This is a genomic window from Priestia sp. FSL H7-0729 (assembly GCF_038005685.1).
Lineage (GTDB): Bacteria > Bacillota > Bacilli > Paenibacillales > Paenibacillaceae > Paenibacillus.
The window spans coordinates 336,161-358,328 of sequence record NZ_JBBOTQ010000003.1; the positions used below are offsets into that span (position 1 = coordinate 336,161).

The 22,168-nt window shown below is 37.7% G+C and carries 15 protein-coding genes and 1 pseudogene; 2 read left to right on the forward strand and 14 right to left on the reverse strand.

Translation table 11 applies throughout. From position 1 onward, the window contains the following. Positions 1-152: 152 nt before the first annotated feature. The 6 genes from MHH93_RS10530 to MHH93_RS10555 form a co-directional block, all read right to left on the reverse strand. On the reverse strand, positions 153-3,308 hold the full coding sequence (locus MHH93_RS10530) for a type I restriction endonuclease subunit R (RefSeq protein WP_500053997.1): 3,156 nt from the start codon (positions 3,306-3,308) through the stop codon (positions 153-155). A gap of 23 nt (positions 3,309-3,331) precedes the next feature. Beyond that, positions 3,332-4,582, reverse strand: a complete 1,251-nt coding sequence (locus MHH93_RS10535) for a restriction endonuclease subunit S (RefSeq protein ID WP_500053998.1) — start codon at positions 4,580-4,582, stop codon at positions 3,332-3,334. After that, positions 4,572-6,164 (reverse strand): type I restriction-modification system subunit M, encoded by a 1,593-nt coding sequence (locus MHH93_RS10540; protein ID WP_500053999.1) that lies wholly within the window; start codon positions 6,162-6,164, stop codon positions 4,572-4,574. Before MHH93_RS10540 ends, MHH93_RS10535 begins: the two co-directional genes overlap by 11 nt. An 18-nt stretch (positions 6,165-6,182) precedes the next feature. After that, the gene (locus MHH93_RS10545) at positions 6,183-6,746 is read right to left on the reverse strand and encodes a restriction endonuclease subunit S (RefSeq protein ID WP_500054000.1); all 564 of its coding nucleotides are present in this window, start codon (positions 6,744-6,746) and stop codon (positions 6,183-6,185) included. Between the two features lie 1,333 nt (positions 6,747-8,079). Further along, on the reverse strand, positions 8,080-8,667 hold the full coding sequence (locus tag MHH93_RS10550) for a DUF4062 domain-containing protein (protein WP_500054001.1): 588 nt from the start codon (positions 8,665-8,667) through the stop codon (positions 8,080-8,082). A gap of 1,333 nt (positions 8,668-10,000) precedes the next feature. Further along, entirely contained in the window at positions 10,001-10,495 is a 495-nt protein-coding gene (locus tag MHH93_RS10555) for a hypothetical protein (RefSeq protein WP_500054002.1), read from the reverse strand. Positions 10,496-10,636: 141 nt separating this feature from the next. Between MHH93_RS10555 and MHH93_RS10560 the strand changes: the two genes are divergently transcribed. Next, complete coding sequence (locus MHH93_RS10560; RefSeq protein WP_500054003.1) at positions 10,637-10,978, forward strand: helix-turn-helix domain-containing protein; 342 nt, start codon at positions 10,637-10,639, stop codon at positions 10,976-10,978. Between the two features lie 83 nt (positions 10,979-11,061). Here MHH93_RS10560 and MHH93_RS10565 read toward each other — a convergent pair whose 3' ends face one another. The 4 genes and pseudogenes from MHH93_RS10565 to MHH93_RS10580 form a co-directional block, all read right to left on the reverse strand. After that, entirely contained in the window at positions 11,062-11,796 is a 735-nt protein-coding gene (locus tag MHH93_RS10565) for a restriction endonuclease (RefSeq protein WP_500054004.1), read from the reverse strand. 11 nt (positions 11,797-11,807) lie between these two features. After that, positions 11,808-12,278: a hypothetical protein gene (locus MHH93_RS10570; protein ID WP_430213748.1), complete on the reverse strand. Its 471-nt coding sequence runs from the start codon at positions 12,276-12,278 to the stop codon at positions 11,808-11,810. Positions 12,279-12,297: 19 nt separating this feature from the next. After that, complete coding sequence (locus tag MHH93_RS10575; RefSeq protein ID WP_500054005.1) at positions 12,298-14,865, reverse strand: hypothetical protein; 2,568 nt, start codon at positions 14,863-14,865, stop codon at positions 12,298-12,300. A 162-nt stretch (positions 14,866-15,027) separates the two neighbouring features. Continuing rightward, positions 15,028-15,497: pseudogene (locus tag MHH93_RS10580) on the reverse strand (DUF3427 domain-containing protein); the annotation flags it as partial. A 226-nt stretch (positions 15,498-15,723) separates the two neighbouring features. On the opposite strand from MHH93_RS10580, the gene MHH93_RS10585 reads away from it, so the two are divergent. Continuing rightward, entirely contained in the window at positions 15,724-16,722 is a 999-nt protein-coding gene (locus MHH93_RS10585; protein ID WP_500054006.1) for a hypothetical protein, read from the forward strand. A 299-nt stretch (positions 16,723-17,021) separates the two neighbouring features. Here the strand turns inward: MHH93_RS10585 and MHH93_RS10590 are convergent, their stop codons facing one another. From MHH93_RS10590 to MHH93_RS10605, 4 genes are all read right to left on the reverse strand, one after another. Further along, the gene (locus MHH93_RS10590) at positions 17,022-20,159 is read right to left on the reverse strand and encodes a DUF3427 domain-containing protein (RefSeq protein ID WP_500054007.1); all 3,138 of its coding nucleotides are present in this window, start codon (positions 20,157-20,159) and stop codon (positions 17,022-17,024) included. A gap of 405 nt (positions 20,160-20,564) precedes the next feature. Then, on the reverse strand, positions 20,565-21,035 hold the full coding sequence (locus MHH93_RS10595; RefSeq protein WP_342573274.1) for a hypothetical protein: 471 nt from the start codon (positions 21,033-21,035) through the stop codon (positions 20,565-20,567). A 172-nt stretch (positions 21,036-21,207) separates the two neighbouring features. After that, positions 21,208-21,690 carry a hypothetical protein gene (locus MHH93_RS10600; protein WP_500054008.1) on the reverse strand — a complete coding sequence of 161 codons (483 nt, stop codon included), beginning with the start codon at positions 21,688-21,690 and terminating at the stop codon, positions 21,208-21,210. After that, complete coding sequence (locus tag MHH93_RS10605; protein ID WP_500054009.1) at positions 21,687-22,163, reverse strand: hypothetical protein; 477 nt, start codon at positions 22,161-22,163, stop codon at positions 21,687-21,689. The genes MHH93_RS10600 and MHH93_RS10605 overlap by 4 nt, the downstream gene beginning before the upstream one ends. Positions 22,164-22,168 lie beyond the last annotated feature (5 nt).

The window sequence follows — 22,168 nt, forward strand, 5'->3', positions numbered from 1 at the left end:
GAGAGCGAATTGAGGAGAATAAAAAAACCATTTCAACTCGTATACAAGTTGAAATGGGCGATATGAGTAAAGTATTTTCATTTTATTTCATCATTTCTTTTTTTGATATTATCAGGCAGTGAAAAAAATTTCACAACAGTAGATGAGTGACTCTAGCGCAACTCATCATCCAACGGCAAAATGATCTCGTCTAAAACAATTTTCCATTGGCGTTTCATCTCGGGTGCATATTTTAATGGCTTAGCATCTGGATGTATGGCTTTATACTTATCAAACTGCTTGCTATTAATGATACCTCCGATATTGGGGATCGGATCCATCCCAATAGTATATTGAACCGCAGATAAATAGAGCTCATTTTCCTCCACAAACCACGTTTGTGCAAATTCTTGAATTGCCGTGTTACGAGCGTTCTTGAAAAATCTCCGCTTCACAACAAGAATATCTTCCTCCGTATCTACCTCTTTGGTGTCAATTGCGTTTAAAATGGCCCGGTATACGTCTTTAACCATTTCTGATTTTTTCAGTTTTTGGAGTGCTTTTTCGATCTCGTCACGGATATTTTGATTATTGGCCAAGTATGATTCTAATAATCGGTCAATATAGGTTGAGTCAATATCATAGATCTTAATGGTGTTATCCCCATAAAATTCAATGTCCGAAAAGTTGGGACGGGATCCCCCGTTGTCATCACCCTCAACGATTAATGACCCCTTAACTGTATTATAAACGCCGATATATTCTTCTAACGTCTTCGTCTGTTCTTGAAGTGCCGTTGATTTCTCCATTTCATCGTTGTAGTCATCGTATGTTACCAAAGCTTCAAAGGCGTTGTTCAACTCCTGAAATGACTTCACAAATTCAATCCGGGTTTCTAGGGATGAGTTTTCGTTGATGTCACTTGGATCTGGAACTAATTTTGTTAGCTTTTTGTGAGCCTTCTGGAAGCGTTTCTTGGATTCGTCATAAGTTGGATAAACAAGAGTAGATTCCTCTTGTGCATGTGAATACAACTTTGTGGCATCCTTCACATTTTGCTCCATTAACGTAGGCTTTCGAAAAGTGACAATCAACCCTTTTTTCTTGTTCGGGTAAGTACGATTTGTTCGAGAAAAGGCTTGTATTAGATTAGCGTAACTCAAATTCCGATCTACAAATAACGTTTGGATCGTTGGAGCATCAAATCCAGTCAACAGGCGATCAACAACTATGACTAGATCAATTTGTTTTCCAAATTGCTTAAATTCTGCTTTCTTACGGGCTAACCGATTATTGATATCGCCATTATATCGTTCGATATCCTCTATAGACCAAGCTGTACGATAGTAATCGTTATAATCCTTTATGATTCCCTTCATCTCATCTTGAATTTGTTTGGAATTCTCTTCATTTTCCTGCATCGAATAGGTGATCGCAATTCGAGGGAAGTCTGGATCCTCAATGGTACGGCCTGTTCGTATTGGATGTCCGGCAAATTCTCTCAGTAGCCACTCCGGATCTTGAGTCATTTCTTTAATCGCTTGATAATATCGTTTAGCCATATCAATAGAACTTGTGGTTAAGATCGCAGACTTTTGTGGCCGTCCGTTTTGGAAATCGAATTTGATGTAAGCATTATCGGGTCGGAAGATCTTATGGATCACCTTCTGGATATGTTCACCACTTTCAAATGTAGAAGGATCCAGATAAGATTCCTTTTCTACTCCTTCCATTTGATCGATCCTATCATTAATATGATCATCACTGTCACCAGGGAACTTTACACGAAGTTGATTAAAAATATAATTATTTAATGAAGTAGGCTCAATCGTATCCTCATGCTCTACCTGGAAGCCCAATACAGCACCGTCATCCAAAGCATTCTTGATCGTATAAGTATGTAAGACTTCTCCATACTGATCATGTGTGGTACGAGCTAGTTGTCCTTTGGCCTGCTTTTTATTTTCCTTAAATATCGGTGTGCCTGTGAAACCAAACCATGTTGAATTGGGGAAGAATTCCTTAATCGATTCCATCCCTTCTGCACTTAGCGCTCGGTGGCATTCATCGACCACAAACACAATGTGCTGCCCGAGAAGCTTCTTGAAACGCTGGGTGCCTTTTTGTTCTTCTTGCTTCTCAGCATAACGTAAGGCTGCCTCTAATTTTTGACGAGTCGTGATGATTACAATATTGGAATTGGCATCCGATAGTAATGTTTGGCTCAAATCCTTCGCACTTCCGGTTCCAACAATTAAACTGTTTGCCCTCGCATGACCTGAAGAAATACCTGTATTAAATTCAGAAGCAAATTTAGTAAACTCCGTCGTGGTTTGGCTATCTAAGTCTTTTCGGTCAATAAGCATTATGGTACGATCCACACCCGGTTTGCGAGCCAATAACTTCGTCGAAACAAAACTGGTCAAGGTTTTCCCTGAACCGGTCGCATGCCATATGTGGCCAGATTGATGCTTCATGGCAGCAGTAAATAAAGCTTCAATGGCATGGATTTGATACGGCTGCAACACCATTAAGGCTTTGTTGTCCTGATCCTCGCTCACAATGGTATAGTTGGCAATTAAGCGATGCGCATCCGGAATATTTAAAACCTGTTTTACAAATTCATAGAGATTTTCTACTTTTCGATTGTCCGTTGTCCGCCAGCCAAAGATAAACTTTTTATGCATATATTTAGGTAATGCATTGGCAAAATAGCGAGTGGTTTGTTCATTAGATATGACAAATATTTGCAGAGTGGAGAAGATATTATTTCGAAAGATCCCTTCCTCTGCATATTTTTTAATTTGATTGTAGGCTTGAAACACACCGTCTTTGGCACTGGCTTGTTTGAGTTCAATTTGAACAATGGGGAGACCATTAATTAATAGAGTTACATCAAACCGACGATCACGGTCATCAACGTTGGCCTTTTTTTTCGCAATCTGATGAACAACTTCATATGTAGAGATTCCACCGCCAATGTCTTGATTGGAATACAGCACTAAAGACATTGACCCTAGGGATACATCTTCACGTTCAATCGTGATCCGAGCAATTCCATTCTCCCCTTTGAGCCACTTAGCAGCGTCAAAGGGGGTTTGGGTTTTTAGTAGTAATTCGGTTTTGATTGTGTCAAATTCCTTATCAGAAATGGGGTGTTCCCTAATTTCTGATAAGTTGTTTTGCGTAATCTTTTGACGTAAGTTTTTCCATAAATCTTCTTCTGATCTTAGATCTGGTCGATAATTCCACTGATTTCTTCCTTCGCCAAGTACTTCAATGAGGCGCCGTTCGATTTCAGCTTCATCATTATGCGGTATCTTCGACATAGGTTTTCCTCTCTTCTGGTTGTTTAGACAAACATTTTTTGAAGGAATGCTTTTTTGGTTTCTCTTAGAGCATCTAGTTCGCGTTTATAAAGGGTGATGAAATTTCCCAATTTCTTGAATGTATCACCGATTTTTTGTTGCTCCTGAATAGTTGGAATCGAAATAATTAGCTTTTCAAAGTCTGGCATACTAACCGATTGTACGGTTGTCCCTGTCTTAACTATTGAAGTGAGAATCGTATTCTCATTCATTTCAAGTTGGCTGACTAAGAAGTCTGTGTCTAATATTTCGCTATCGAATAAGAGCGCCTTGATGTCTTGGTTTATTGCAACATCAACAGTTGGAAGGGTAATTGGGAACATTCGCGCGAGAATGCCGCTTCTTGAAACTATTAGCGGAGTGAATGCCCGAACAATTTTTGTAGCCGATTCTCGCACAGCCTTCTCGGTTATCGTATAAGTCCCCACTGAAACATATCTCTCTTTGATTTCCTGTGAAGAAAGCCAAACAATATCACCATCCCAGTATGCCTTATTTGCCTTTGAAGGGGTGGCTCCACCGATCATTTTCACAACATCTCCCAACCTACGTTGTTCCCAAGCGTCAGTGAATCCAGGGAAGCGAATTTCAGGAGAATTTTTACCGTTTTTCGGAAACATTTTTTGGAGGAACCCAGCCTTCATTTTTTTCACGTTCTCTAACTTACGCTGTTGAAGAGTAATGAGGTTGTCGAGATTTTTGAAAAAGATCCCTATTTTCTTCTGTTCTTCTATACTTGGTCTAGAAACATCGAATTGTTCCAACTGTCTCATACTTAGATTCGGTTGAGTTCCATGAGAACATTTATCAAAAACTTGGGTCTGTAGTGATCTTGTTTGCAACATGTAATATAAAAAATATGCTTCCGATTTGTCTCCACTTCTCATCGCAGCAAGTGGTGACCAAATATTGAATCTTTCATGTGTCTCAACTATAGCTGTTTTTCCAACAGTAGAACCGGATTTCACAAGATAAACATCATGAAATTGCGGTTTATATTTCTTACAACATTGGTCATTATATTTTTCTGTAATAAAGCCTCTTTTTCTTGCAAAGTCAATTCTATTATCAACAATAGCATCAACTGATATAAACGGTATTCCCTCTTCTGCAAGTTCAGGGGTTTCGTGTGGCCCATCTGTAATAGGTTGAGCCAGCATTTCAATTAATTTACGTTGTTCCCAAGAATCAGTGAATCCTTCATATCTAATTTCGGGTGCCAACTTATTTCCCACGGTTAAACACCTCTAATGCTCCCTTAATCCATTCTGCATTTTCCTCATCATGTTGCAGTGAAGAAATCATTTCATATAGACTGGATTCGAGTTTCTCTTTTTCTTTACGGATATCTTGAATAGTTGAACCGATCTTCGACATATCAATAAGCTCTTCTTCTTCAAAGGTATCAACGTAGCGAGGAATGTTTAGATTGAAATCATTTTCTTTGATTTCATCGAAAGTAGCAACATAGGCATATTTATCCACATTTTTACGCTCTTTATAGGTTTCAATGATCTTATCAATATGTTCTTTGGAAAGATTGTTTTGGTTCTTCATTTTTGTAAATTCATGACTTGCATCAATTAATAACACGTCACGAGTCGTGCGGTTTTTCTTCAAAATGATGACAGTTGTTGGAATGGAGGTTCCATAGAATAGATTTGCCGGCATTCCTATCACCGCAAATATACTTCCATCTTCTAATAGCTTCTTCCGAATTACACCTTCTGCAGCTCCGCGGAACAGTACGCCATGGGGCAAAACAATGGCCATAGTTCCAGAATCCTTCAGATGGTAGAACCCATGTAAAAGAAAAGCAAAGTCTGCTTTGGATTTAGGCGCTAATTTCCCGTACCGGTTAAAGCGCGAATCATCGAGGAAAGTATCATCCGAAGACCAATTAGCGGAGTACGGTGGATTCATAAGAACAGAATCAAAAGTATATGGCTCATCTGTCGGCCAGTCTTTGTTCAAGGTGTCACCATTACGTAGACGCATGTCTTCTTTATCTACACCATGCAAGATCAAATTCATCTTTGCTAGGTTATAGGTCGTTGTATTGAGCTCTTGACCATGATACTTGACATTATCCGGATGGTTAAGATAATTTCGGACATTCAGCATCAAGGAACCTGAGCCCATGGTCGGGTCAAATACGCTAAACAATTTTTTATCTTCTTGGCCGAGAACAGCTATACGAGCCATCATGTCAGAAACCTCATGAGGAGTATAGAATTCACCAGCCTTTTTACCCGCCTCTGATGCAAATTGACTAATCAAAAACTCATAGGCATCTCCAATGATGTCGCCGTTATGACCGATCACATCAATATCATTTAACTTTTTTAAAACTTCGGTAATGGTAATGTTTCGTTGTTGGTCATCGGATCCTAGTTTTTTTGATGTCAGATCTACATCATCAAATAATCCATTAAATTGGTCATACTTCGTAGATAGGTCAATGAAAGCTTTATTCAAGTCATTTAACTGAAAAATGTTTTGTTTAGCCTGATTGGTCAAAACATTGAATAAATAATTTGGTCCAATGTCATAGCCCAATGTATCGACTAAGGTATCAACAAGATCCTTTTCTACGTCTTTATCGGCCAATAGTCTTCTGTACAATTGGGTTTGTTTTTCTTGTGTGTTGTACTCTTCTTGAGACTCATCAGCAATTTCAACCACTTTTTCTAACAACTTATCGGATAAATACTTGTAAAATATCAATCCTAGTAAGTAATTTTTGTATTCTGATGCGTCCATTTTGCTACGCAGGTTGTCTGCAGCACTAAATAATTTGGAGTTTAATACAGTCATGTTAGAGTCCTCACTTGTCTATTGTTGTTGGTCTAATTGATTCAATATTTCTAAATAAAGCTTCTCTTCAAGTTCTGCTTGTTTCTTAACTAAAGCGTGGTGCTTTTTATAAGTGAAATAAACATTTCCGATAGTCCTTTGTTTCTCAATGGTTGGCAATTTGATTTCAAACTCTTTTAGAATTGCTGGAGTTAATTTAGGTACAAAACTACCTTGCATGGAAATCGCCATTTGCCTTTTCGCGGAATGGGATTCATTCAATACATAGCATAAATAGCAGGGATCAAGAATCTTATGATCAAAAAAGAGTTTTGCAAAGTTTTGATTGATGATTTTCCCTTGGTTTAAATCACTTACGATCCCTGCCTTGGAACTCACAAAACTGAAAACAACATCCCCAGTACTGCTCAAATAGCTGTCTGTTTGTTCTTCATAAAGATTAGCCTGGGAGTCGAGAAATGCCCCCTCTAAATCATTTAATAAATCCTCATAGGAATAGGTAACGAACGTAAGATCATTTTTCTCATTTCTTCTGGAAAGGTTTTTTCCTATTCTAACCGTTACAACATCTTCAAGCTTCATATTCCACCCTCGTCCAAAAAGAGTATTTCTTTAGAATTACAAAGTGTCGATTACATTCTAAATCATAATACTTTCATATCATCTCGTCAATTTTTTTGTAATTTTTGTGAATTACTTAGTTGATTAACGATAATCTTACTTAAGATCTTTAAAATTCACACTGGAGTATCGACAACATTAAAGCGACAATGCCCTAGACTTATTGACGTCAAGCAGGCACTTAAGATTTTCCAGATTACCGTAAATGGAAAGCTGGCATCACTTTTTTAGTCCGTAAAGGTACACAAAAAGGATCGTTAGCATTTCTGCAACGATCCCCGTAAACTAACTCTGCTTCCTGATGGAACTGCTGTCCTCGTTACTTTTACGTAAATAGACGAGCTTCCTGTCGTATTTGGTGTATTTTCAGATACTTGGGACTGTTGAATTAATCCAGTAGCTCTAGTAGCACTAGCAACGCCGAAAAGAAGCAGACTGTAATATAGATTGTTCCTTTTTTTTGAAATACCGTTTCTCTTTAGCTCTAATAATCTAAATTGTGTTTCCATGTTTGATTGTATTTATTTTGACACTGTTGAGAATCTCGATGTAATTGCTTCATGTTGTAAGCAATTACATCGCTGTTATCAAACTCGTAGAATTACATAGCAAGATATCGAATTCAACTTTGAACGATCGATAATGACGCCAATTTCTCATCATTTTCTCTTCATATAACTCAAGTCTCGAAAGAACCCGGAAAGGAATTGAGATACCACTGGACGATCATCATAATCGGAAATAAACGGAGAACGACAGATATATATGGGATCAGAGAGTCCCATTCCCATCTCGATTACCTCATCGCCAGGTTTAAGCAATTGACTAAGCTAACATAGACATCCTTTCAAAAAACAATTTGATGTCAACGTCTTCGTCGAACTTTGTACCTTTGTTGCTAAGTCAACGAAATACTTATTGTCCAATTCCTTTTTATCACCTGTTCCGCTAAGCTCAGGTGCTTCATTACCTAAAGGAAGTTAAAAACAACTTTCTGTCGCTTTAATTTCTCTGGTATGGAATATCCTATCGTCATACGACAACGCTTCTTTATCCATAAAGTTAATTATTGTGGATCTATACCGTTTTAGGAATTATCACGTTTTCCAACATAGATATACTACTTGCGAGATTAAACGCTATAATACTATATACACTAGGGTCAGTTCCAATGGCTCCTCCTTCTCCACACGAGGGGGTATGTACGTCATTTATTTGTTCGGGGCATTTCCTTCGCACTGTGACGAATATCTTCCAGATTCTGAGGCTGGAGATCTTTTATGCTGAGCTTATCTCAAAATTCATCGTTAACTACCCCAATGATAGAAAGAGAACTGATTTCATTTTTAGATTTAATCGCATTCTTATCATCTTTTAAAACACTCAAAAAATGCATTGAGAGGTGGTCATATAGCATGGTTTCGAATTCTTCGTGTTTTGAGTACGTCGAATAAATTGCCCTTTCTTGATATCTTCCTCTAAATTCCATTACCTTATCGTACTCGTCTCGGTTTAATCGGGATGGTGATATTGCTACATCACTGAAGTAGAGAAACACTTGTTTGTCCATTTTCAACAACTCTTCAATTTCCTCTTCTGTTCCTGAACCATAATTATCAGTAGGAGTTCCAAATTTTGTCCAAAATACACCTATTGCCAAATCACATTCAAGCACAAATTGTTTGTTGAGCAGTACTTGAGGCTTGCCACCTGATTCGGGATAAGAATGGGTAGACCAGTGCTTAGAATTTAATATAATACCTTTATCCGAACCTATGGTTCGATTAAATCGCTCGATACATTTTTTGATAATATCTATTTCATCAGAGACTTCCGTTGTACAAGTAATCAATATGTCATATTGCAATAATTTTTTTGGCATTTCAAGCATCCCTTATCTTATGGTTTAATGGAAACAGATACGACACGGATCATACTACCCTCCTGAGTTACGCTGCACCTGCAGCACACCTAACACAGTGATTTGGCCATGTGATTCATTCAAGACATAACACAATTATGAGGGCTCTATAGTCATATGAATAAAATAAGCTTCTCAAAGATTTTTTATTGTTTAGTTCAATTACAATCCTTACTTTGGAACTTACCAAACTTAAAACACAAGACTCAGTAATACTCAAATCCCCAATGTGTTTAGCCTGGGAGTCCAGCAATGAATCATCTAAATTATTTAGTAAACCCTCTTATAGCAACTATAATCAGATCGTTGTTCTAGTTGTCTCTAGAATTTTCTTCTATTTATGGTTAAAACATATTTAAGATTTCTATCCCACCTTTATCTCGTAAAGTATTTCCTTAGAATTACTATCATTATCAATCATAATAAACTGAAAGAATTTATTTTGCAATATATTTTTGAGTAATTCAACCGAAATACCATAATGAATGACGTGTGCTATTTGCTATCTATGAAGTTTTCGCTAAAGTATCGGGCAAACTCTAAGTAATATATCTTAAACTTATTGATGTTAACTTGGTACTTCACTTCACGTTTAGTTAAATTCAAGTTTTGCCTGGGCACAAAAGAATAAAATAGTTAGACCACCAAAGAAAATCACGGATTTTGATTTTTACCAGAGGTATTAAATATACTCACTATGGGAATGAATTCAAAGTATTCTCCCAAAATAGACTATTTCTAATCAATTATTTCAAAAAATTATCAATGTGTGCTTCAGACTAGACAATAAAGAAACATAGTTGTATTGAATAAAATTATCCACGTTTCATTTAAGGACCGGTTTGAAAAATTATTGATTTCCCATAAAGCACAATTATAACCTATACGGAATGGCCTATACTTAATGTGAATATTGATTTTGATGTAAAAACAGAGTTAAAAAGCTGCTTCAATTCAGTCTATCTGAATCTCAAGCAGCTTTTTATTTTCCATGACTCAGCCAGACTTTACAAACAGACTCCTCATGAAACTGAATAGTCATGAGCTCATCTTCATCAAACTTTGTCCCGATCCATTTTAATTACGAATAATCGTACTCATCGAATACATCGTAATATTGAAATGGTACTAGCCAATCTATCCGCATCGGTATCGTTATAAGATTATCAAATGACTTGACCATCCTCTACAGTGTATACTCATTATTCCCTCTTGCTCATAAGTACTACCTTTCAGTACATACAATTCCTAAGATCGAAATGCTCTAGATTGCCTTAAACCAAGGTAACTCTGATCAATTATTCATCAGCCAACTGGATAACTCGTCTAAAATTTCTTCTGTTCTTTGAAGAAGCATTTCGACATGATTCAGTTCTAGTGGCTGATCATGTGGACAATCCTCTAAAGATGACATATGTTGCATCGTGCCGATAAATAAGGCAATATCTAATCCGGGTTCAGTGTCAGTATGCACTAGAGGCAAGATTTCGTTCATGGTGAGTTCCTTGGGTGGATGCGTTGAATGATACTTATAAATATAGAGCGCCTTAATCATTGAAGCTAGAGCCCAATCGCAAAGAACAAGGCAGGCTTTGAACTGATTGTGATTACCCATTATGGCAGCAAGTTTGATGTGATACTGGGCATGTTGGTGATAGTCCATGATTGTAGTATGTAGCATGCGGTAAGTAGGAATATGTTTTATAGAGATATCATGGTCTTGCAAACGTGGGGTAAAATCTACTTGGTGATTACAATGTGCTTCGGTTATGGACCAATTTTTTGCCATTGTCATCCCTCCAAAGAGTTAATACCAGTATTATACAATAAAATGATACATATAGTAATCAAATATGTTATTTGTATTCTTCGTTTGGTGTTTACCTTGAGAAAACTTGTCTACACTTTTGAACATAGAGAGGTGAATACCATGAACGAGGACAGAGAAGTTCTGAAGCTGGTCGGAGCCAGAATTCGCGCACTACGTAAAGAAAGAGGGTATTCACAGGAATCCCTCGGAGAAAAAGGCGGATTTCATTTTTCATACATAGGACAGATCGAACGTGGAGAAAAGAATGTTTCTTTGGTGAACTTGGCGAAGATCGCTGAGTCACTTGAAGTGAACTTAATACAGCTTTTCGCTTATGTAGACGAGGACTTTCATTTCACAGAGTCAGAAATAGTTATACAGGAGATTGTAGACATGTTAAGAGACGCCTCCCCTGACAGTATTCAACTAACCAAAAATGTGATACGTGAAATATTAAAGTAGTGATCTTGAACATAAAAAAAAACAAATGCAAGGCAGCTTACAAGCTGCTTTGCATTTGTTGCTCCGTCATTTATTGAGATCACTCAGATAGCTTTCGTTTTTCTACAAGTAGGGTAGCTGCTACATCCCCAAAATTCCGCCCCAGCTTTATTCTTACGTTTAACCATTACAGCACCACAACTGCACTTGATATTAGATACGGTTTTAGATAAAGATTGTTCTTTATTGGTCGTAGTAGTTTTTACTTTTCTATTGGAAGGCGTCCATTTCCCCCAACTGCGCAGCTTGCTGTCTACTAAACCTCCATGCCAGTAATCTACTTTGAATTGATCAGCTTCTTTTCTTGCTGGACCCGTAAGATCAGATGTCGTCACGATCAGAGACAAAATACAGTCATGATTCCTTTTCGCACCTACCAGCTCACGAACAGTCATTACATGCACCTTATTATGATCAGCATAGCATTTTGCCTGAACCGCTGTTTTTTCGCCACGCTTATCAGTGATAACCAAATCTACTCCACCATCTCTACCTCCAACACCAACTTCTTTTACCGTATACCCATTGTCTCTAAAATATAGTGTCAGTAGTCGCTCAAACTCTGCTCCCGTCATTTTATCTAATGGTAGAGATAGAATTATTTCGTCAGATCTGCACGTAGAGGAGGCACGATTAAATCCTGGATTCGCAGATTTCTTGATAGATGAAATCTTAGTTGTTTTAGATCTTCTAGTTTTTTTCTTTTTAGAAGGTTGTAGTAACCCTGCAATAACTGCTAGACAGAATATTCCTACAATAAAAAATATTATTGAATTCATGTATGTTGTTTCTACTCCTTCTGAAGTAACTGTAGTGAATCACCTATCACAAATTCTATTCCATAATCTAACCATAAAGCTGTGCACGTTTTTTCGTTTTGCTGTATCCTTTGATACATCAAATTGTCTTTAATTTCATTTCTAAATCTCTCATGTCCAAGTTTTTTTAAACGCTCCAGCCTGACTGGTAAATTTTTTAGTTCCTTGAAATTCTCAAATAATATTATAGGTATGAAATCATTATAATTAGTAATGCTTATATTTGTAATATTACCACTGTTATTCTCTAAAATGATAATATTTGCATCATGAAATACATAACTATAATAAGTATCATATTTAAAGATTTCGAATTCAGGGTTATATAAGCTTAAAATATTTCTCTTTAGATCATTCATAAAAATATCAACATAAGAGCTGACTGCACTATTTTCAACTGTATTTAATGATTCGGAAGATTCGGAGTAACTCCTATTAAACATAAGCTCCTCCCTCACAATCTTAGATATCTAGAATTTCCTCTTTAACTAAATCCGTTGACAAAACATCTATTTCAGCTTGTTCTGGTCTTACTATCTTCTTAAAACTTTTGTTTATATCATTTATCGTTATAAGACAATTGTCAGAAGTAAATAGTTTAAACAGATTTGCTTTAAAAACATTAGGAGAATTACGTATTACTTCAAAGTTTTCTAAATACAGTTTATACATGTGTACAAAAGTTTCTGAATCTAAAAAGATAGGTCTTGTATCATAGTCATCTCCAAGCATTTTATAAAAATGCTCTTGCATCGTATTAAAGTTATTTGCGTCAAATCTATTCGAAATAAAAATATGAGCTGATAACTGATTCTTTCTACTAAAACGATTAACAAACATATTTCTATTTAAATCTACAACATAATCTAGAGCTTTTCTTTGCTCATCCTTCCCTAAATCGTAGCCCTTCTCTTTTTTAGTTAATTTACAATCGTAGGAGAAAACATAACTTTCAACATCAGTATTATTACCATTCTTTTTGGTCCAGGACATTGCAAAAATCCCTTCCGGAACCGCCTTTCCACTCATCTCTTTTCCCCATTTTTCACAGTTTGAGAACATATCTTTAAGGATAGCAAATACATCATCTTCAAACTCTTTATCCTTATACTTTTTGTCTATATCAACTGTTCCTGCTGTCTTCACAATAGATTCAAGGGCTTTATTTGCAGCATCAGATAGAAAAGTCTTTGTTCTACGATCTAACGAATTATGAATTTCATTAACTAAAAAAGAGAACTCACGTTCCTGTTTTATATATATATTACCAAATGTTACTGGATAAATGCAATTAGTATTATAATTTTCGATATTTTTTTCTTGTTCCCCTATAAAAATAATCATAGTAGGAGTAAGCATTTTTTCGATTCTACGAATGACCCGACTAGGTAAACTATTTTCTGCAACAATCACTTGGAGCTTCTTATCATTCGTTTGATTAGAAAGGTTTATAAACTTATATTTTTCGTCATAAAGACTGAGTTCACTATCTTGAAGTACACTCCAATCAGTTAAAGATTTCAAAGTCCTCTTTATATAACTGTAGACCTCTTTCTTATTGACATAATAGTTCTCTAACATTTTTTCTCTCAAGGCAGTGCCACAATCATCAGGACATTCTGTTGGGATACTGCTCGATTGTTCAAAAACCTCTTTATACCCACATGTCCCACATGTAATCTCTCTTCTGTTGACTGAATTTAAAATGTTTTCTTCTATGAGCAGCCTGTATAACTGTTTTGTTTCATCGGTATAAAAATCATCTGTACTAATCTTACTCATGATTAAATCAACTTTATCTACTTTCCCATCGTCAAACTTCTCATTAGAGATTATCGTATTAAGTAGAAAGCCAAATCTATTCTTAAATTCTGAATCAATGGACAATTTTGTATGCTTAGCAATTCCGCTATCATCCATTAAAAAAATGATATTTCCATCATCTTTCATTACGGTTCTAATCGTTCTATTAACATCGCCATACGTTAGATGCAGAGAAGAAATGTCTTTCAAGCTCTCCATCTCAATTATTCCTTTCTCATAAGCATGCTGTACAGAAGGCCATATTTCGATATTTTTTAAACCTAACGTCAAATTCGGAGAATTTTTTAATTGACTCCCTCGAAAACTTATTCTATGAATCTTTATGATAGAATCTACATTAGAAACAGAAGTACCGTGAATCATTGCTGCCTTAATCTTCTCAGGGCAATACTCAGTAAATATTTCGCTAGAAACTAATGTAAGTTTACAATTTAATGCATCTGACACAAACTCTTTTATTGCTTCCTTTTCCAACTTAGTACTTGATTTAACCTGAATAGTCTCATCTGAAATATTAATTGTAAATAGAACTGGTGCCACTTCTTTGTTCCGAATAGCTTCCTCAAAATCTGGTCTTGGTGCATCATTTATTTGCCTATACAGAACTACTAATAAATTTTCATTTCGTAGCGTTGCGTAAGAATGCACCTTGTAATTATTTTTCCGACCAGTTTTTTTATACAATGAATCAACTAATTTATCATTCCCCTCTCTAGGTACCTTGAGAGCTTGCTCCATTGTTATCTTTTCACTCATTGTAAATTGTTCATCTGATCCTTTGTTGTCCCATAAATGCCATGCTAAAACTTCAATAAGATTAGTATGACTCTCATTAAAAAGATGAATAACTTGAGAAATTGTATGAATGAATTTAGTTTCCGACTTATGGAACCTATCATCATAAAAGTTTCTTAATGTTTTCTTTTTTCTCAACTGAAAATCTCGGCATAATAATATTTGCAACTTCTGTTCTTTAGTAAGAGATTTAAAAGAATCTTGAATTTCACCCTTCCCATTTAAACTATTATCTATTTTGAAAAGCGTACCAAGCTCAATTAAAGCCTCTAAACTTAACGAGCTCAGAATCAATAATAATTCGTTATCTAATCTAGCATCAGTCAGCTCATTAAAAGCATCAATTTTCACTCCAATCTCACGCCAAAATTTTGAATCTGTCTTATCTATGTATTCGCTATTTAAAGTCATAAAGATCACTCCTTCTAAAATCAGTAGTTCAAATTGATTATTTCATACTATAAAAATAGGCTTATAGAATCATTATCCAATAAAAAACCACTTAATTCCACAATTAAATACATAATTAAACAAATAAACCTGCTTTACATAGCAGGTCCATTCATTTCAAACTCATACTATACACTTATTCGCCACTGCCACCATCTTCGCAGGCATCCCTTCCCGTAACCGCCATACAAAGCTCATTGGCTTGTTCCCCTCATGACTCACATAATCTGCTTCGCCCAGGAAAACAAATGGAGACGTATAGTTATGCTCCTCCTTATACTCACGCACGAACAGCACGATCCGGTGGCCTGTCTCGCGGTGATGAATGTACCTCTGTGCGGTAGCCGTTTGCTCCGACACCCGGCTCTGTGTCTGCCAGTGGAATATCGCTCGTTGATCGCATAATCCTCATACAGCGTAGATGGAGAGAAATCTTTATCCGATTTGTTCAATGTAATGAAGAAAATATCAGTCTGTTCGTCTGCAAAATATTTCACGCCTTCGCGGAAGGCGGGTGATTGCTGGGCATTCCAGTAACCGAAGGGGGCGAGCACTTGGTCCAAGGAGTACATACAGTGGATATCCAGCGAGCAAGTCAAGAAGCCATTCTCAACGTAGTACGAGATGGAAATATTTCTAATATTTAATTCATATATATTTAAATAATAATTATAACATTCACAATATTTCATAACATATCTTGGAACTAAGAGTTTTACTACGTTCACACATTTGTAACATTAATTCTCAAAATAACCCATCTAAACCATACTAAAGTTGTTATAATGTGATTTACAACATTAATGGGAGGATTTAACAATGAAAAAAGTTTCAATAGCTCTTTTGGCATTTTTGCTCTGTCTTTCGTCAGTATCCATTACAAAGATTTATGGAGAAGAAGTAGATTCAAACTTAAACGATGAACTACTAGAAATAATTGGTTACTCACATGAAGATCCATCAATTCGAATTAACACTGATACGACAAAATATGCTCAGTTAGGATATTCTCCAGAAGAAGTAAGTGAACTTACAGACGGAACAATCGCTTATCTTAATAATATAGAAGGTGAATTAATTGGCGCTGATCGAAGGTATATGGAATTCAAACCCAATGGAGATGTTGCAGAAATTTCAGAGCAAGAATATGAGCAACGTGAAGCCGAAAAAAATTTGCAACAACAAGTAGAGAGCTACTTTTCAGCTAGTAGCATATGTACTATTACTCAATCAGGTTGTCCTGATACTGAAATCACAAGCAATTGGATGCAGCTAACAACGACTATTTCAAAAATAAATAATACCAGTCCTCAAGAATATATAATTAAACATGATTTTAGATGGCTAAAAAAACCTTTTTACAAATATAAGGATGCCGTCGGAGTAGCTCATCATACTAGTTTAACCCCCATTCAAAATAGTGAATACTTGACCTATTCAATGGACTCGTATTATTCTAGAAATATTGTTATTGGTGCTGGACCTTGGACTTCTGAAGGAATTAAGAATATTAATTATGGTTCCGCAAATGATAAGACCGGTGGTATTGGATTTGAATTCCCTTTACGAAACGATTCTGCTAGTCTAACTAATGGTAAACAATATAAATATGAAAATCACAGAGGCACTGTCCTTTATCGTGCCATAAGAAACAACAGTTCATTTACTCATGGCGACCTTTCAGGACACTATATTCATACAGAGTCTGGAATTTCCGGATCTTTAGGGGTCGACGCCAAAGGTACTGGATCGTTCTCAATAACACCAACGGTCAAACAAGATGCTGCGATTCAAACGGGTGTTTCATTCAAATATTAAAGAGGTGAGATTTAATTGCAGATAGTTATAATTGCTCTCCTAATCGTAATTATTATCTTTTTATTTGTGATCAATGAAAAACTGCCATCAAGAAACTACGTAGAGGAAGCAGTTCGAAGAGATGAACAATTAAAAAAGGAACGTAAATAAATTAATATAGACTTATCGCTTAAGACCTAAAGTCAACATCTTGACTTTAGGTCTTTCATTGTTTTTATATATCCACAAATTCACCTGATAGATTAAATTGCTTTAAATCACACTTCCACTACTAGCAAAGTTGTATTCTGTCCTTTACTTCAAACAATACACTTATTCGCCACCGCCACCATCTTCGCAGGCATCTCTTCCCGGAGTCGCCATACAAAGCTCATAGGTTTGTTCCCCTCATGACTCACATAATCGGCTTCCCCCAAGAAGACAAACGGAGACGTATAGCCATGCTCCTCCTTATACTCTCGTACAAACAACACAATCCGGTTGCCCGTCTCCCGATGATGAATATACCGCTGCGCCGTAGCCGTATGCTCCGATACCCGGCTCTGAGTCTGCCAATGGAATAAACGCTCATTAATCGCATAATCCTCGTACAGCGTTGAGGGTGAGAAATCTTTGTCCGATTTGTTCAACGTTATAAAGAAGATATCCGTCTGTTCATCGGCAAAATACTTCACGCCTTCACGGAAGGCGGGCGATTGCTGGGCATTCCAGTAGCCGAAGGCGGCGAGAACTTGGTCGATGGAGTACTTACAGTGGATATCCAGTGGACAAGTGTACGGCAAGGAATTGCTTTTATCCACAAATCGCAAATGAGCCAGATTATATTTGAAAATATCCACAAGCTCTGCTCGGAATGCTTCACAAGACAGCACACGCTGCACACCCTCTTCGATGCTGCTCAACCCTAGTCTCTCAGGCGCGGCACGGTGGAAAGTGTAATAGAACATAATCAACATGCGCTGTTCATCAGTGTTGGTCGGTTCATCGCCTTTTTCAATGTAGTTAATCAGGAACGTTAGCCAGCTTCGGGAGTTAATCGTCAGCACAGACGGCAGTCTGCGGATGTACTCATCCTTCTCACTCTCGATTGGCTCTGTCAGTCCGGCTTCGGCCAACATACCCCGGAAATACCTTTTGCCCGTACGTCCACCATACAATTCAACTAGTGTCATCCCGTGATGCTCTACAAAATGAGCCAAGGTCAGCGGCAGTCCGGTATCTTGCTGGAACGTTAGAAGCTTCTGGATCAACGCTTTGCGATTACGACTCATCTGCTTGAGGTTGCGCATAATGTAATCTTTCGCTTGCTTTTCCAATTGAATGAACGTGCCGCGTGGTAGGTTCGAAAAGCCGTTCTCGACGTAGTACGAGATGGAATGTTTAGTAGCGCCGATCAGAGCGCGGAATTTATCCTGGAACCTGTACTCCTGATGCGCTTGTCCGATGAAGTCGAGCACGGTCAGGCACTCTTTGCCATCCGCCATCCGTAGTCCACGTCCCAACTGTTGCAGGAATACGGTCAGACTTTCGGTAGGACGCAGGAACAGAATGGTGTTCACCTCAGGGATATCCACGCCCTCATTGTACAGATCCACGACAAAGATCATGCGCAGTTCCCCGTTCACCAGCTGTCCTTTCGCAGAATGACGTTCCTGTTCGCTCGACCCGCCATGCAGGGCTATGGATAGAATGCCGACTTCGTTAAATATTTTTGACATATACATCGCATGATCCACCCCTACGCAGAACCCAAGCCCCTTCACATCGTCCAGATCGGTTACGTATTTGTTCAGACTTTGGATGATCTGGTTGGCACGGATTTTGTTATGAGTATAGAGCTTCTCCAGTTCGTTCAGATCGTAGCCTTTGCGCGACCACTTTACCTGGGATAGATCGACAGTATCGGTGACGCCAAAATACTGGAAAGGACTAAGCAGTTTCCGGTCAATGGCATCGGTTAGACGGATCTCGGCGGCAATCGTATGATCGAAGTAGGCGGTAATGTCTTTGCCATCCATCCGTTCTGGTGTTGCAGTAAGTCCTAGCAAAATCTTCGGTTCGTAGTGGGACAACAACTTCTGGTACGAAGGAGCCGCCGCATGATGGAATTCATCCACAATGATGTAATCGTAATTGTCTGGGCTGGTGATCTCCGTCAGCTTCATAGCGTTAAGGCTCTGAATGCTAACAAACAAGTGGTCCAGCGCCTCTGCTCGGTGATTCCCGACATGCAGCTCGCCAAAGTTCATATCCTTCAGGATATACCGGAACGTGTCCCGGCTTTGCTTCAAGATTTCTTCCCGATGGGCGACAAAAAGCAGCTTGGCTCCCGCATGGCTTGCACGGAATCGCTTGTAGTCGAAGGCTGAAATGACCGTTTTGCCGACGCCTGTGGCGGCGACGATTAGATTACGGGTTCGTCCGTACAGCGTACGCTCGGCGTGCAGCTGCTCCAGCACTTCCTTTTGATAATCGTAAGGCTGAATGTCGAGGTGAAAGTGGTTAGATTGATCTTTTTTACGACTCAAAGCCGCCTTCAACTGTGCCTCATGTCCTTCATCCTCGGCCACATATCGCGTGAATTCGCGGTCATTCCAGTAGCTCTCGAAGGTCGCTTCAATCTTGCGCAGCACATCGAGTGAATCCTTCTCGGTCACCTTGAGGTTCCACTCCATGCCACTGGTCAGCGCCGGGTTGGACAGGTTGGAAGAGCCGACATAAGCGGTGGTGAATCCAGTATCACGGTGGAAAATGTACGTTTTGGCGTGCAGTCGGGTCACTTTGGTATCATACGAAATCTGGATCTCTGTGTTAGGTAATTTGCTAAGTTCAGTTATAGCCTTGAGGTCGGTCGCTTCCATATAGGTGGTCGTGATGATCCGTAATTTCCCACCGCCTGCCGTGAATTGTTGAAGCTGTTCCAGCAGCAGGCGAAGCCCGCTGAATTTGATAAATGACACCAGCCAATCGATCCGATCGGCGGTCACGATCTCCTTTTGTAACTCCAATAACATACTCGGTTCGGACTTCGCACCTGTGAATAAAGAGCTTTGGGCGATAGGTGTGTCTGGACGAACGATTTTGGTATCCCGGACCGCACGAATGCTGTTCAGCTTGGAATACACATGGGTCAACACTTCCCCCTGCTCATCCAGTTGCAATTCGTTGTACTCTTCTTCCCCCATTGTGCCTTTGAGCGTAGCAATAATCTCATTACATGTTCGGATCTGTGCCAACACTGCTGTCTTATCTTCCGTTTGTTCCCGCACAATCTTGAGCGCTCGCCGGGTCACTGCCGCCAAATACGTGGACAGCAGTTTACGTGCTTCCTCTGCATCCAGCTTCTCGGTTCCAATGTTATACACATCCGGGTCCAGCGCTGAAATCTCCTGTCTGGTGATGGTGTTGATAAGCTGTTCATATATGCCTTGTTTCATGAATGTACCTCGTGTGGGTGTAGGATGGTTGTGGATATTTCTCTATGTATATGGTGAGCTGCAAGTTGTTTCTTCTATATTATCGACCAATCTGTGGAAGATTTCATTAGTTGTTTGATTTCATAGGAAAAAGCACCTCTACGTTTGTCTGGTAGAAGTGCCTGAATCTTAATTTTTTTGTGCTTCATTTAAATGTTGTTTTTGGGGTTGATATAACACCAATCATTATTGTAGGATGCCTTTATCTATTTCATATCTTCTAGATTGTAAAACCAATCTTCTTCAATCCATACTCTTGCATCGGGGAATTCATTCAGAAAAGCAAAAAGGAATTTAAATAATAAATCCTCATTATCATCAAAGTCATCAGATACATTTTGAAATTTCGAAATGAACTTAAAGCAGTTATTGCATAGACTCATTTTCTATATTTTCAACTTCTAACATCTTCTGTTCAACCCATTTCATAACCATTTCTGCCTCCTCTAGAGCAATCACTCCCCTTTTGCTTTTAAATTTGTAAGTTTCATAAGCCCATAGTAATATAATTTTCACAAATTCAACCGTCTCTAACTTACAGATCGGTTCAACTTCATCTTCTTCCTCGTCGTAAAATGGATCTTCAATTATTGTATAGTCTTTATGTGATATAACGCTGGATGCATTTCCTCCATGTCTATATTCGGGTATCTCCCCCCTTAACAAATCAAGATAATTCTCAATATCTTTCTTCAAATCTTCATATCTCCAAGGTATATCAGATCCTAAGGGATCACTTATCATACTGGCGAATTCTAGTGTTTTTTCCTCGTCAAAATCCAATACAACCATATTAAATTCATCCATATATTTCAGTTTATAATTATATTTTATCATCACGAATTTAGCTCCAATTCAGTATATGAGTATATTCGCAAATCAAAGGAATTATTTCAATATATATCCACATAGTGGTCTTGATTTTATAGAAAAAACACCTCTACCTCTGATCTGGTAGAAGTACCTATTCTCTTTCAATTGAATTATTATTCATAGAGATGCCTAAAACTCATATAACCTTTTCACTGCACCAATTCGGATCATATGGCATCTGACTTAATTTTAAAATATCATCAGCTGTGTAATACCACTCGGCATCATCAAACCATAAATAATCCTCGCCATTATCTTTAAAATACTCTACAACAAATCTAAAAATAAAATTGTACTCATGATTTATATTTTCAATATCTAAAGCCCAGAAGTAATTTTCGTCTTGAGTAAGCCAAGTGAAACTATCAACTGAGTCTTCTTCTACTTGGTTAACATTAAATGTGAAGTACTTTAATTTGTCCTTATTATCCATGTTTTTAAAAGTAAATTCATCAACTTCTGATAGTGTCCCTTCAGCAGATATAAAGAGATCATCAAGGTATTTATCTTTTATCAAGATGCAAAACATATTCGCTTTTTGCGCTGCTTTCTTAAAATCCTCAATGGCTTTTTCAGGAACGTAATTTTCTATCTTTTTCAAAAAAATTAAAGAACTCACTTCTTCAAGACCTCCTCTAATTCGTTAGTAGAACTTATTATTTTTATTCCTTTATTCTGAATCATTTTAACTAGATTTTCCTGCGTTCGATTATTTACAGTAATATCTTCAATATAATATATGATTTCCTTGTTATCGTAGTTAAAGTATTTCTCATTTAAAGGGTCAGTCAATTTATCAAATTGTTTTTTACTTACTGCACTTAAAGACTTCTTCACTTCAATAAGATGTGAATCTGTTAACACATCAATATCCCCTGCTATTGTATCATCTTGCAATTTCAACTGTATTCCAGTCCCCTGCAATCTTCCTGTACCTTTTACAGTCTGCGCGACTTCACCTTCTAAAACATCACCAGCTTTTGAGCTTTTTAAATTCTTCTCAATAATAGCATCTATATCTTTAGAACCTTGTTTGGTCCAAGATATCTCATTACCGAATTGATTAGGGTATATAGTTTTATTTCCTTCCATTCTTA